The sequence below is a fragment of the Vibrio genomosp. F6 genome (assembly GCF_005146325.1).
Lineage (GTDB): Bacteria > Pseudomonadota > Gammaproteobacteria > Enterobacterales > Vibrionaceae > Vibrio > Vibrio cortegadensis.
The window spans coordinates 340,988-355,859 of record NZ_SYUT01000010.1 but is presented as its reverse complement, the minus strand read 5'-3'; the positions used below and the strand labels follow the sequence as shown (position 1 = coordinate 355,859).

Annotated in this window: 10 protein-coding genes and 2 pseudogenes; 6 read left to right on the top strand and 6 right to left on the bottom strand. The window is 40.2% G+C overall.

Annotated features, from left to right (window positions below):
* A pseudogene (locus FCV43_RS02115) lies at positions 1-1,496 on the bottom strand (hypothetical protein); the annotation flags it as partial.
* 418 nt (positions 1,497-1,914) lie between these two features.
* On the opposite strand from FCV43_RS02115, the gene FCV43_RS02110 reads away from it, so the two are divergent.
* The 4 genes from FCV43_RS02110 (at position 1,915) to FCV43_RS02095 (ending at position 6,516) form a co-directional block, all read left to right on the top strand.
* Positions 1,915-3,216 (top strand): TolC family outer membrane protein, encoded by a 1,302-nt coding sequence (locus FCV43_RS02110; RefSeq protein ID WP_136993873.1) that lies wholly within the window; start codon positions 1,915-1,917, stop codon positions 3,214-3,216.
* A 1-nt stretch (position 3,217) separates the two neighbouring features.
* Positions 3,218-3,829, top strand: a complete 612-nt coding sequence (locus tag FCV43_RS02105; protein WP_136993872.1) for an OmpA family protein — start codon at positions 3,218-3,220, stop codon at positions 3,827-3,829.
* Positions 3,830-3,968: 139 nt separating this feature from the next.
* The gene (locus FCV43_RS02100) at positions 3,969-4,319 is read left to right on the top strand and encodes a DUF2750 domain-containing protein (RefSeq protein ID WP_017052648.1); all 351 of its coding nucleotides are present in this window, start codon (positions 3,969-3,971) and stop codon (positions 4,317-4,319) included.
* Between the two features lie 226 nt (positions 4,320-4,545).
* Positions 4,546-6,516, top strand: a complete 1,971-nt coding sequence (locus FCV43_RS02095; RefSeq protein ID WP_136993871.1) for a GGDEF domain-containing protein — start codon at positions 4,546-4,548, stop codon at positions 6,514-6,516.
* Here FCV43_RS02095 and queC read toward each other — a convergent pair.
* Both queC and queE read right to left on the bottom strand, forming a co-directional pair.
* Positions 6,473-7,174: pseudogene (gene queC / locus FCV43_RS02090) on the bottom strand (7-cyano-7-deazaguanine synthase QueC); the annotation flags it as partial. The gene FCV43_RS02095 and the pseudogene queC sit on opposite strands and share 44 nt — an antisense overlap.
* A gap of 50 nt (positions 7,175-7,224) precedes the next feature.
* Positions 7,225-7,893, bottom strand: coding sequence for a 7-carboxy-7-deazaguanine synthase QueE (gene queE / locus FCV43_RS02085; protein ID WP_136993869.1), 669 nt, complete (start codon positions 7,891-7,893; stop codon positions 7,225-7,227).
* Positions 7,894-8,060: 167 nt separating this feature from the next.
* Here queE and FCV43_RS02080 point away from each other — a divergent pair, with 167 nt between their 5' ends.
* Positions 8,061-8,870, top strand: a complete 810-nt coding sequence (locus tag FCV43_RS02080; protein WP_017052652.1) for a Cof-type HAD-IIB family hydrolase — start codon at positions 8,061-8,063, stop codon at positions 8,868-8,870.
* Between the two features lie 199 nt (positions 8,871-9,069).
* Positions 9,070-10,710 (top strand): methyl-accepting chemotaxis protein, encoded by a 1,641-nt coding sequence (locus FCV43_RS02075; RefSeq protein ID WP_136993868.1) that lies wholly within the window; start codon positions 9,070-9,072, stop codon positions 10,708-10,710.
* Positions 10,711-10,800: 90 nt separating this feature from the next.
* On the opposite strand, the gene FCV43_RS02070 is transcribed toward FCV43_RS02075, so the two are convergent.
* The 3 genes from FCV43_RS02070 to FCV43_RS02060 form a co-directional block, all read right to left on the bottom strand.
* Positions 10,801-12,273 carry a bifunctional NUDIX hydrolase/phosphatase PAP2 family protein gene (locus tag FCV43_RS02070; protein WP_136993867.1) on the bottom strand — a complete coding sequence of 491 codons (1,473 nt, stop codon included), beginning with the start codon at positions 12,271-12,273 and terminating at the stop codon, positions 10,801-10,803.
* A 46-nt stretch (positions 12,274-12,319) separates the two neighbouring features.
* Entirely contained in the window at positions 12,320-12,817 is a 498-nt protein-coding gene (locus FCV43_RS02065) for a GNAT family N-acetyltransferase (RefSeq protein WP_136993866.1), read from the bottom strand.
* A 150-nt stretch (positions 12,818-12,967) separates the two neighbouring features.
* Complete coding sequence (locus FCV43_RS02060; protein ID WP_136993865.1) at positions 12,968-14,848, bottom strand: propionyl-CoA synthetase; 1,881 nt, start codon at positions 14,846-14,848, stop codon at positions 12,968-12,970.
* Positions 14,849-14,872: the final 24 nt, after the last annotated feature.

Genomic DNA, 14,872 nt, shown 5'->3' with positions numbered 1-14,872 from the left:
AGGACATCGACTAAGCCGTCGATTTCGCTGTTGGATAACGTGCCGTCATTGTTGGTGTCTTCAGTGATCACCACCGTTGGGGCGTCTGGCGCGGTCGTATCTCCGACCGTCACGCTGTCGCTTGCTTGTGGTGAGGTATTGCCCGATGAGTCTGTCACGGTAGCCGTCACCGTCAGTGACTCGCCATCCGCTGGGACAGGATATTGATAGCTGACGCCATTCTCCAAGTCGCCTGGCGTCAACACGCGATCCGGTTGACCCGACACGGTTAAGGTATCGCCCACATTGGCATTGGCTGGCGGCGTCACAAGGACATCGACCAAACCTTCGATTTCGCTGTTGGCTAACGTGCCGTCATTGTTAGTATCTTCGGTGATCACCACGGTTGGGGCATCTGGAGCGGTGGTATCGCCAACGGTCACGCTGTCGCTGGCTTGTGGCGAAGTGTTACCTGACGGATCAGTAATAGTTGCCGTCACGGTCAGTGACTCGCCATCCGCTGGCACGGGATATTGATAGCTGACGCCATTATCCAAGTCCTCTTGCGTTAACACGCGATCCGGTTGACCCGATACAGTTAAGGTATCGCCCACATTGGCATTGGCCGGCGGCGTCACAAGGACATCGACTAAGCCGTCGATTTCACTGTTGGCTAACGTGCCGTCATTGTTGGTGTCTTCAGTGATCACCACCGTTGGGGCGTCTGGTGCTGTCGTATCCCCGACCGTTACGCTATCACTGGCTTGTGGCGATGTATTGCCCGATGGGTCTGTCACGGTAGCCGTCACCGTCAGTGACTCGCCATCCGCTGGTACCGGGTATTGGTACGTGACACCGTTATCCAAGTCGTCTTGCGTCAACACGCGATCCGGTTGACCCGATACGGTTAAGGTATCGCCTACGTTGGCATTGGCAGGTGGTGTCACAAGGACATCAACTAAGCCGTCGATTTCGCTGTTGGTTAACGTGCCGTCATTGTTAGTATCTTCGGTGATCACCACGCTTGGTGCATCAAGTGTTATTGGTAATACTGGTGTTGCTGACGACGTCTGATACGCCTCAAGCAAAGACAAACTTTGTGTTTGTGACAAGCCTAATGCTTCCAACCCTGATGTAACAAAATTCGTATCAGCGAGAACTTCCGCTCCATCACGCTCTACGGCTCCGCTTGTTATTAGGCTTGAACCAGAATTTGTACCTGCTGCCGTTGCAAATTCTTCATTAATTTGCGTTGGGTCTTGCCCCTCTTCCAATGCAGCGAATATCTGCTCGATGTCATCTGTGATGTCATCAAGTTCATTTTGATCATTAACTCGGCTAACCTGTGCTTCAGAAGCAGTGAGATCCGTCATATCAGAAATATTATTTTCAATGACAAGCTCTCCAGGAAGTACTATTTCACCCTCTTTTAAAACCTTCACATTACCGTTAAGGTCGATGACCATTATTTGATCTAATGAGGAGATACCTCCTGCAACTAAAGCACTAAAATCCATATAAGCCTCTGCTAAACCGTCTAGTTATTAACAATGTCGTCAATAAGTTGACATTGGTCCTATTTATATAATTAATAAGATAACATTAAACATATTCAACATCAGCTCAAAACGACATTCCGTTAACCAAACGATTACAAAATATTGATTCCCATCACACATAAAAATGGAGCAATATCACACAAAACCTACACATAATTATAAGTCAAGCCTCAAAATCAAATGAAACCAATGATTTATACCACACTTCGTATTTATAAAAATAAGTTAACCATCGGTGGTGAAAGTTAGTATTATTCGTTCGATTTTTAACATATATAGTGTTACTTTATTGGCGCTTGGTCTTTATTCTCATTATTAAGACGCCTAATACCCTAGTATTATATTTATCAACAATAATTCATGGAGCATCTCATTAATGAGCACTCGGATTAAAATGTTATGTGCCGCTGTAATCATAAGTTCTCCTGCTGCTAGCCAAACCCTTGAACAAGCAGTATCGATAACTCTTGCGACTAACCCAGAAATTAAAAGCGCATTTAACGAATACGTAAGTAAGCGGTATCAAAATGAAGCTTCTGGAGGGGCATATCGTCCGAGTATCGATTTAGATGCAGGGATTGGCTATGAAGCTGTAGATTTAGCGTCTGGCACCGAAGATGAACTAACCAGAAAAGAAGCAACAATTACTTTAACTCAGCTGATATGGGACGGTTCATCTACGCTTAATGATATGGATCGTACAGCTGCAGATGCAGAATCGGTCCGATACCAACTACTTTCTGATGCACAAGACACTGCATTAGAGGTGACAAAAATCTACTTAGATGCCGTGAAAGCCTTTGAAATACTGAGTCTATCGGAAAGTAATTTGGCGGTTCATAAAGAGATATACAAAGATATCAAGCGACGAGCAGAATCAGGTATTGGCTCTACAGCTGACCTTTCTCAAGTAGAAGCTCGTATTGCTAAAGCACATGGAAACCTATTGGCAGCGCAAAATAATCTTTTTGATGTTCATACCCAATTTAAGCGCATTGTTGGTCAGAACCCACAGGGCTTAATTTTTCCAAGAGCGGATCAAAGTACATTACCTTTAACAATTGACAGCGCAATAGAGACTGCATTTACTAACCACCCTGTCATTAAAATATCAATGACCGATGTTGATTCTGCCAAATTTCAATACGATCAAACGAAAGGCCGAAACTACCCAACACTCTCTTTTGAAGCAGCTCAAACTTGGCGGGATGATGCAGGCGGTATTGAGGGAAGCAGTGATGAATTTTCAGCCATGCTAAGAATGAAATATAACTTATACAATGGTGGCTCAGATTCCGCGCGCACAGATAGCGCTGCTTATCAATTGAATAAAGCAAAGGATTTACGTGATAGAGCTTACCGAAGTGTTGAAGAGGGATTAAGATTATCTTGGAGCGCACTCGATTTAACTGTACAGCAGAAAGAGTTCTTATCCGATCATGTAGACTCCGCTTCAGACACTGTCATCGCATATAATAAACAATACAGAATCGGCAAGCGAACATTGCTCGATTTACTCAACACTGAAAATGAACTATTTGAGGCCCGAAAAGGCTATGTTGATGCAAAATTTGCAGAGCAATACGCTAAATATCGAGTTCTGAATGCTACGGGCAATTTGTTATCTTCGTTGCGAGTGGATATTCCTAAAGAGTGGGCAAAAAAGGTGGACTATTAATATGAAAATCGCATTTCTACCACTGGCATTTTGTCTTCTGACTCATGCGACTGCTTCGTTTTCTCAAGACGAATATGACTATCGGGCGACACCAGAAGCTGAACAAATAGCCGATTTACTTGATGATGATCGTGATGGAGTGATCAACGATCGAGATTTATGCCCAGGAACGCCAAGCAAAGCTGAAATTGATAATGACGGCTGTGGTACTTATATTAAAACCTCAGAACAGATGAAGCTTCGAATATTGTTTGCTAATAATTCAACTGAAATCAATCCCGTTTTTCGTGGTCAAATCCGTCAAATGGCCGATTTTTTAAAACAGTACCCTTCAACGTCTATCGAACTCCAAGGCTTCGCAAGCAAAGTGGGTAACCCACAAGCGAATATGACGTTATCGAAAAGACGAGCAGAAAACGTTGAGTCGATGATCATCAGTTACGGTATTAGCCAAACTCGTATTCGCAATGTTGGCTTTGGTGATCATAACCTTTCAGAACAAGGGACAGATCAAGTTAGCCATGCGTTAAACAGAAAAGTTGTTGCCACCGTTGTTGGTCATAAAGGTGAAGTTAAAGAAGAGTGGACTATATTCACTAAAATAGGTAAGTAACTTAACTTTAAAGTTATCACTTGAGATTAGGGGCTATATGTCCCTTTTCCTTTTATAACCATCCTCTCAACTGAATATTTCGTGCATCTTTTACAAAAAATGGTAATCTAACCGCGTCTTATCTACCGAGAAATATACAATGAGCAAATTGACTGCAGACATCCAAGCAAACTTAGACCTTTTTGTTGCTGAAACCAAAGCAAACCAACTAGTTTGGGGCCTTAAAAATGATGAAGGCTGGTTAGCATGCGACTCTACAGAATTTGAAAATAGCGAAGTTATGCCTTTTTGGTCATCAAAAGAAGATGCTCAAGCTCATAATGTAGAAGAGTGGGCTGACTTTGAAATCTTAGAAATTCCATTAGACATTTTTGTTGAAGATTGGCTTTTAACTTTAGCTGAAGATGGCGTTTTGATTGGTACTAACTGGAATAGTACTTTAGATGGCAAAGAACTTGAACCATCTGAGATGGCGAAACTATACCTTTAGTTCAACATCTGAATAAAAGTAATCCTGAATAGAGGTTCTCACCCTCTGCCTCTATTCAAATTTTCCCTTCGATGGTTCCACCCCACCTAAATATAAAGTTATTTGAATCAATAATTTATACAATAAACACTATCTATCTCACACTTCTTTAGACTCAGACAATAATTTGTTGTTCTATTTTGCATTGGTTTTTAAAATGCGTGATTAAATCATTGCAAGGCCTGTTATGTTCGTCCGTTATTTAATTGCGATTATTATTTTATTTTATAGTGCCTATTCATTTTCGGGGCAAAGTTTCGATGACCGAGAATGGCTTTCAATTTACGAACATAACCTTCGAGATAACAAAGACAATGCGCTTAGTATGCTTGAAGAGAGATATAATTCATTATCTCCAGGTGCGGAAAAACTTTATGTCAGCTCTTTAATCTATGACTTCATGAACCGTTATCATCAGCCGTATTTTGGTCGCTTAATTAAAAATCAACCTGAATATAGTGAAATGGAACAATCATATGTTCATGCTCTAAATGATGAAAGCAATGGTGATTTTATAAAAGCGAGTGAGCATTACCTATCTTTACTCGATATTATGAAAAAAAAGAATGACATAAACGGGAAAATGATTTTTGAATATCACTTGTGTAAAGTATTAAATCATCAAGCTCAATACAATAAAGCGAATTATTATTGCTCGGCCCTACAAACACATGTCAATGACAATTCTATATCCATACTCCCATTACATTTGGCACTAAGAGTAATTGCGAACAATCAGTTCTTTCGTGGTGAGCATAATAATGCTCTTGCGGCTTATCTACACCTAATAGAAGTATTTCCAATTCACGGTGATATATCAGCTGTATACAACGATATTGGAAACCTACTCAAAGTCATAGGTCGTTTTCAACAGTCTGAGACTTATTTACTTCAAGCGTTAAACCTTCGACTAAAATCAAGTAATTCAATGAAATTAGCTCAAGTTCAACATAGCCTCGCGAGCCTGTACTTAGAAAAAAAACAGTTCGACTTAAGCTTAAAGTATTTTAAGTCTGCATTGACAATTCTAAAATCTGAGAGCAATAGCTACGGACTAGGACTGACTTATATTGGGATTGGCGATGCCTATATTGGGAAAGGAAATCATCAATTAGGCGATTCATATCTAACTAAAGGGCTTGAATTTGCCGAAGATCTTGAAAACCAGAAAATGAAAGCGAAAATTTATCTGGCATTAGCTGAGTCTTACTATCAACGTACGCTTTATATTCCAGCTTCAAACTACGCAAAAAATGCACTTAGTATCTCTAAATTAATTCATGACTCTCAATATCAATCAAGCTCATTATTTATTTTATCAAAAATTTATGCAGCTTCTAACTCGTATAAAACGGCGTATGAGTATTATCAGACTTATTCTAATATCGAGCTTGCTAACCGAGATATAGATAATAGAAAAGCCATTGAAGCTCTTGATTTAACAAAAACAAATTTTGAGCAAGAATACAAGCGTTCAGAGTTATTTAATCTAAACCGATATCAAGCGTTACAAATTGAAACTATGCAACGACAAAGCGTGGCTTACAATTTTATCGTTTTTTCTTTGTTTATTATTATTATGATTTTCATTTATCTAAATCGAAAAACAAAACGAAATGCACAAGTTGATAGTTTAACTGGTATTTTAAATCGCGCAGCTTCAATATCAACTATCAAGGCTCAACCTCACAATAATAATTCTGAATTCAACTCTATTTTAATTTTATTGGATCTAGACAATTTCAAATCAATCAATGACGGGCATGGTCACCCTACTGGTGATCTAGCATTGAAACATGTAACAAATACAATTTCATCTAAACTTGGTAAATATGACATCTTTGGACGATTAGGTGGTGAGGAGTTTATTATCTTACTAAGAGATGTCGACGAGTTAGATGTAAAATACCGTGTAGAAAGCCTCCATCAAGCCATTTCAATGAAGTCATTTATTTCTGAATCTAATCAAACTCTTAAAATCACTGCAAGCTTTTCATATCTTGCAACATCGAAATCATTACATGACTTTGACGATTTGTATTCCATTCTCGACCAAGCGCTATATCAAGCAAAGCAGAATGGTCGAGATTGTATTATTGACGCTTACAACGATCCTATTGATTTGCCAAGCGTTGTTTATTCTTCAACTCACTCATGACCGTTTGGCTGTTGGCTTGGTAATCATTCAAACCAATTTTACGTAATTCACATGAAGGGCAATCACCACACCCGTCACCAATAATTCCGTTATAGCATGTCAACGTTTTCGATCTCACCAACTCTAGAGCATCGTACTGATCGGCTAAAGCCCAAGTCTCCGCCTTATTTAACCACATTAGAGGCGTTAAAATTTCAAATTGACGATCCATTCCCTGCACTAAAGCAGTATTCATCGACTTCACAAATTCATCACGGCAATCCGGGTATCCTGAAAAATCAGTTTCGCAAACACCAGTGATGACACTTTGTGCGCCAATTTGATAGGCATAGATCCCAGCCAACGTTAAAAATAGAATATTGCGCCCTGGTACGAAAGAGTTCGGTAAACCATTCTCCTGCAGTTCGTGAGATACTTCGATATCATCTCGAGTCAAAGAGCTTATTGCGAGTTCATTTAGTAGACCAACATCCATCACTTTATGAGCCGTTACGCCCAGCTCATTAGCAAGATTTTGCGCCACTTCTATTTCCAGCTTATGTCGCTGACCGTAATCGAACGTAATAGCATGAACTTCATCAAACTCTTTAAGAGCTTGAACCAAACACGTAGTGGAATCTTGACCGCCACTAAAAACAACGACTGCTTTTTTCATCTTAAACCTACTTAAAACATCAAAGGTAGTCCTCTACCCTTTAACAAAATGGATTAGGCGATACTTAAATACTTATGAGTTTGAATTGATAAACGCCAATTTCTTGCAACACAAGTTTCAATGCATAACTGAGTTGCGCGATCCTTTTGACTTATTGGTTGGAGTGCAACTATCGCCTTATCTGCGGTTCCAAATGTTTCAATCAAGTCATCAAGGTGGTCGATATCCTTCTGGGTTCCGACTGGATGTTTAATTTCATTTGCGCGTAAAAATGCACTTTTCAAAATCGGAAGCTTACCTTTCATGGCCACTTTTGGTGACACTGTAACCCAAGTGTTTGGTGTCACTTTTACTTCTGATGTACCACTTGTTTCAATTTGACACTCACAGCCCAAAACTTCAAAAGCTTCTGTTAACGGGATAAGATCATAGATGCATGGCTCACCTCCCGTAATCACAATGTGTTTCGCTGTAAAGCCAGAGGCTTGATACTGATTCACTATATCGGCAGCAGAAACAGAGCACCACGTAGGGCTATCTGATGTTTTCGCTAATACTTCGGCAAGTGGACGCTCATCTTGAGGCGTTGCGTCCCAAGTTTGCTTTGTATCACACCAAGCACAACCTACGGGGCATTCTTGCAAACGTACAAACACGGCAGGTACACCTGTGAATACACCTTCACCTTGGATTGTTTCGAACATTTCATTAATTTTATACAACGGAGCCTCAACATAACCAACAATCAAAATTTCGAGGCAAAGACAGTAAATCACTCATCCTTCTGCGTCAAATTTAACGCCATTTTTTTCACTTATAAGGCTGAATTTTCTGGTAACTCAACTCAATCTTCAATATTCTGCTTTTTTCTTTCATTTTTAGGTAAGTAATGTACAAGCTCGTTGCACTCGATATGGATGGCACCCTACTCAATAGCCAAAAAGAGATATCCACCGAAAACAAATTAGCGATAGCTAAAGCTAAAGAATTAGGCGTCACTGTTGTACTCGCTTCAGGTCGTCCACTTGAAGGTATGAAAAGTAAACTAGAAGAGTTATCTCTTACATCTGATAAAGATTTCGTCCTTTTCTACAATGGTTCGATGGTAAAGAATGTTGGCACCAACGAAATTATCCATAACCATATCGTGGATGGAAAAGCCGCAAAACAGATTGCAAAACTCGCGCAAGAACTAAATGTTAATGTGCATGCATTCAGCCAGGTCCACGGTTTAATCACGCCTAAAGCAAGCCAATACACAGAACTTGAAGCATCTATCAACGGCTTGTCTTTAACTGAATTCAATTTCGACGACTTAGAAGATGATCACCCAATCGTCAAGACTATGATTGTTGCGGATCCAGCAATCCTGACAGAGACCATTAAAAAGCTACCAAAAGCGCTTTATGATCAATTTACTATTGTGCAAAGTGCACCTTTTTTCTTGGAATTTTTAAATCCGATGAGTAATAAAGGTGTAGGCATCAAAGCCATTGCTGAATATTTAAACATCAAAGCTGAAGAAGTGATATGTATGGGTGATGCTGAGAATGACCACCACATGCTTGAGTTCGCAGGTTTAAGCATCGCGATGGAAAACGCAATGGATGAAACTAAAGCCATTGCTGATTACATAACATTGAGTAACGATGAGCACGGTGTTGCTGCTGCAATCGATAAGTTTATTTTGAACCCATAACATTGTTTTCATTAGGCAATAACAATATTTTATTGCCTATTTTTTAAGCTCATCATATTTACTGCCAAACCTCTCGCAACTATTTTTTAGTTTATCGTACCACTTAACACTTTGTAACATTCAATACTGTAAAGTATTAGCCCGCAATATGAACGCAGAGTAATATCCGCCTATATTTTTACTGTAGTGGCTAATAATAATGAAATCGATAAATAATCTCTCAATCAAAACCAAGATCGCCCTTCCTGTCTCTATGATCGTTCTGCTTTTTTCTTTGATTGCCGTTGTAAATGTAATGAAATCTAATCAACAGGCTGAAATTAACCACAAGTTGACCAATGTTGTTCTACCTGTATTAACGAGTATCGATGATGCTTATCGCGACATATATCAAGTCATTGCGGCAAGCCAAGGTTTATTGCTAGCAACAGACAATGATGCCATCCGTTACAATACGGAAGAGTTTAAAGATAATGCTTACAAAGCCATACCTCGAATAGAAAAAATTCAAGATCTATTCGATGCTGGTATTCTTCCTTCATCGTCAAAAAGTGAGCTTACGACATTAATTAATACCACTGATAAATGGATTAAATTATATGAACCTCTTTTCGAGAAACCTCTGCAATCACATATCTATTTTGCATCCAATCAACAGGCGATTTCTGATCAATTTACACTTATCCGTAAGCAAATTAAATCTCTCAGTAACTTAATAGAAAAAGAACAAAATGATCTGCGTCTGCAATCTAACGAATCCATTACCAGCAGTAAAATCATTCTCGAAATTGGTACGGCTATTTCTATTTTATACGCCTTATTTTCAATTTGGCTGTTAACTCGTTTGATTGTAAAACCAATTCAAAATCTTGAAAAAGCAATGAAAGATATTGCTTCTGGCGATGGCGATTTGTCGCAACGTATTGCGGAAAACAGTTCTGATGAGGTGGGACGTTTATCAAGTGCATTTAACTTATTTGTTGAAAAAATTCACGGCACAGTTGAACAAGTAATTATTACGTCCAATGCCGTACGCTCTGAAATGGAGAATATCAAATCTTTGACTCAAGGGATTGCAGGTTTCTCTTCTGAACAACAACAAGAGAGTGAAGTTGTTGCCGCCGCGGTTCATGAAATGCAAGCCACCAGTGAAAGCGTTAGTATTAATGCCAATGATGCTGCGACAGCTAGTCAAAGTGCCAATGACGAAATAAAAGCGGCTGGCATTATTCTTGAGAAGACAGTGTCATCAATTGAATGTCTGGCAAGCGATATCGACAACGCAAGCGGTGTTATTCATAACCTCGACACAGATGTCAATAACATTGCTTCTATTCTAGATGTAATTCGTGGTATTGCTGAGCAGACTAATCTTCTTGCCCTTAATGCGGCTATTGAAGCAGCTAGAGCAGGTGAACAGGGACGAGGTTTTGCTGTTGTAGCTGACGAAGTTCGAGCATTAGCAAGTAAAACTCAAGAGAGTACTGGTGAAATACAAACTATGATTGAGCGCTTACAAACTGGGGCAAAACAAGCTGTTTCAGTGATGGAATCAAGCAAAATAAGTGGCGAAGTAACGGTAGAAACGGCAGGTTCAGCCACTAACTCCCTTGAAGACATTCGCCAATCAATCAGTTTAATGAATGAAATGAACACCCATATAGCTACCGCTGCAAGTCAACAAACGAGTGTCAGTGAAGAGGTAAACACCAACGTTCATAAGATCGCTGAAAATAGTTCGCATATGGTTGAGATGGTAAGCAGCGCGGAGAATGCTTGTGAATCACTATCAGAGCAGTGTACAAGCCTTGATCAATTAGTTTCTCAATTCAAAGTCTAAAGTGAACAGATAAAACATTTTTACCTATCAATAAAGTCCGATATTTAATTGTGAAATATCGGATTTTATATAAACACAGGTGCCTAATCTTTAACGTACTTTTGGCCCTTTCAAACAACTCATATAAACAAATAACCAAACTGAAACCATTAATGGAAAGCGCAACATATCTACGATGAGTATGTAAAGACTACTATAATTTAACTGCATTTTAAGATAGTTAAGAGCAAAAGAGCTGACAGTCATCAATCCAATTGATATAACTAATGGGACCAATGAACGGCCCTCAAAACTAAATGAAGAACCCGGTAAACAAAAAACGACAGCGATAGTGACTGTCGCTCCAAGCCATTGAGTAAATATTGGTTGAGGCCAAATCATCGTTAATATTAGGCAAATCAGTGCCATCCCACACCATAAACCTTTTGAAGAGAGTAGCTTGCCTAAGTCAATCTCAGGCTTTCTTTCCAAACGTTCAACATGCCAAGCAATGAGAACACCTAAAATAGCGCCAACGACAATGTCTGAAAAGTAAGTAACCCCCGCACAAAGCTGTGATAAGCCAAACCACACTCCTATCGTAAAAATTAATGCTGAAAATTTGTTCCAATCTAGCCATTTTAGACTCGACATTAACACTAACGAACAGCTCACCCACAATGTAATCGCGATATTAGGAAAACTTAATCCAACATCAGGTAAGCGTTGTAACTCCGGGAAATAGGCATAAGGAGCAGGCAAAGAGAAACCCTGTCTAGCGACGAGAGCCAACAATGAAGTACAAACAAAAACAAACATTACCTTTATAGCCGCCTGTTTTTTCACACAAGAAAACAAGAGCGGAAATAGGATCAATATCAGCCAAGATTGACCAAATATATCTCCCGTAATAATAATAGATCCAATAATATTAGATAACGGTTCCGGCAGCGACGAAATTGAATTTTGTATTTTTTGGATCAGCTCGATTTCGCGCTGATGAAAGACCGGAGCAGCATTAATCAAATCTTCTAAATATAATGCCGGTTGCTCGCTTGCGATGGCGAATATTTTGCGAATGGCATTCCATTGTTCTGGGTATCGATACTGCGAAGCATTCACTCGATTCGGGTCAATCAACATTGCAGAGTTCGTCTCTACGCCATAGTGTGGAGCAAACCAAATAGGCAAGACATACCCACCTTCCCGATTCTGGAACTCATAAGCCACCAGTTCAGAATCAGATACGCAATCAAAAATAACCGCCGTATCAGTGTATCCAATGACGCTCTTTGCCGTTACCACTAAACCCGTCTCTTCCCATGCTTCACGTTCAGCGGCAACGCTTGCGGGCTCATGTGATGATATCCCACCGCCAGGAAGAGAAAACTTACCTGTGATTTTCTCATTGACTAAAACAATTTGTTCATCAGCCCGAACTAAGCATAAAGCACCTCGAATATTATCCGGTAGCGCTGTGCTTTGAGCATGAGACGGAAATGAGTAGCTGAGGCCCATAATCGAAATAAAGGTGATGCTAAACAGAAGGGTAAAATGAAGCCATTGAGTCGATCGCTGAGACACGATAAAAATCCTTGAATTAGTAATGCGGTGGTAGTGTATCTCTATTCTACGTTTTCTTCTGTGTCGATTTACCTATCGCTTTGCGCATCCACTGAATATGATGAGTGAATCCCATTTTCTGATAAAAATGTTGAGCTGATTGGTTAAATTCCCAAACCTCAACGAACATCTGTTTTACACCATATTGTTCAAAAATGACTTCAATATGTTCAAACAATTTCTGCGCTATTTGTAATTGTCTAAATTTCGGAACAACATACAGTTCGTCAACACTTCCCATTGGAACAGGTTTACTGACCGTAGAGACTAATTCACAAAAATGCCCGGTGATAAATCCAATAATTTCATCACCTTGCTTTGCCACATACACTACACATTCTGGGTCATCGAGATATCGAGCAATACTTTTTTCCTGCTCAATATCTTCAGCCGTTTTAAAATGTTCAGGACATGCTTGATGATGGTGATCATGTAAATCAAACATTAAATCATTCAAATCATCCAGATCCGTGACAACTGCTGCTCTAATTTCAATACTGTGCATTAATGACCTATGAATTGACGTATATAAGTAGTTTGAATGAAGATTACCTGACGAACTTAGGAATTGCTATTTGTAAGATCGACAATCATACATACGAAAAACCCCTTCAATATCAATTGAAGGGGCTAATCAGCACTGATGACCAAAACACTACTCGTGATGAAGAGCTTGCTCAATTTCAGTTAAGCTTGATGGATCATCAATAGTCGATGGCACTGTATAACTTTCACCATCCGCAATCTGGCGGATCACTCGACGTAAAATTTTACCAGATCGAGTCTTCGGTAAGCGTTCGACGACAAGAGCATGTTTAAAGCAAGCGACCGGGCCAATTTCATGTCGAACTTTACCCACCAGCTCCCCTTCTAATTCTAAATCATCAATTTTAACGCCATCTTTCAGTACAACTAAACCTAGAGGCATTTGCCCTTTCAAATCATCATGTACGCCAACAACCGCACATTCCGCCACCGCAGGGTGACCTCCGACAATTTCTTCCATCTCTCCGGTTGAAAGCCTGTGGCCTGCTACATTAATGACATCATCAATTCGACCCATGATGAATAGGTAACCATCTTCATCTAAATAACCGCCATCACCAGACACATAGTAACCAGGGAACTGACTCAGATAACCGGATTCAAATCTGTCATGATTACGCCAAACCGTCGGTAAACAACCAGGAGGTAATGGACGTTTTAATGCCACAAAGCCTTGCTGATTCGCCGCTAATTGGTCGCCAATTTCATTCAATACTGCCACTTGATAGCCAGGAATAGGTTTTGTAGCAGAACCCGGTTTAACTGGCATTAATTCTAATCCTGTTGGGTTTCCTGCTATCGCCCACCCAGTTTCAGTTTGCCACCAGTGATCGATGACTGGCTTATCGGTTTGCTCAATCACCCACTCTAATGTTGGTGGATCTAAACGTTCCCCTGCCATGAAAATGGTTTTAAGTTTAGATAAGTCATACTGGGCCAACAATTCGCCATTAGGGTCTTCCTTTTTTATGGCCCTAAATGCTGTCGGAGCCGAGAACAATGCTTGAACATTATACTCTTCACACACTCGCCAAAATGCACCTGGATCTGGTGTTCGCACAGGTTTCCCTTCGAATAAAACCGTCGTGCAACCGTGAATAAGGGGAGCGTAGACAATATAGGAGTGCCCAACAACCCAACCAACATCCGATGCCGCCCAGAAAACACCATCTTGTGGCATATCGTAAATTGTGCTCATTGAGTATTTCATCGCAACGGCATGTCCACCATTATCACGAACCACGCCTTTTGGTTTGCCTGTGGTTCCTGAAGTATAAAGAATATAGAGTGGATCGGTTGATAGTAGAGGCACGCATGCATGTGGAAGCGCACTGGCAACGGCACTGTTCCATTCGATATCACGTTCATTATCTAATGTCGCCAAACATTCTGGTCTTTGATGAACGAACACTTTTTCAGGCTTCCATCGACTATCCATAATCGCTTGATCAACTAGTGGTTTATATGGCAATACCTTATTTACTTCTATTCCGCATGATGCCGTCATAATCACTTTAGGTTCAGCATCTTCAATTCGAACGGCTAACTCATTTGGGGCAAACCCACCGAACACCACCGAGTGGATCGCACCAAGTCGCGCACACGCTAACATTGCCATTGCGGCTTCTGGGATCATCGGCATATAGATAATAACTCGATCGCCTTTCGACACACCTTGTTCCGCTAGCATTCCCGCCACTTTTGCAACTTGATCTCTTAATTCAAGATAGGTGTATTTTTTCTTGGTGTTGGTGACCGGAGAATCATAAATAATTGCGGTTTGCTCTCCACGGCCTTGATCGCTGTGGTAATCTAACGCCAACCAAGATGTATTTAAAACCCCGTCGGGAAACCATCTTTCAATGCCATTTTGATCATTTTGCAAAATCGTTTTTGGTGCTTCAAACCATGAAAGTTGCTGTGCTTGCTGTCGCCAAAATTGCTCAGGTTCATTTTGTGAAAATTGATATTCATTTAAATAAGCAGACATGATGCCTTCTCCTAATTTTGTCCT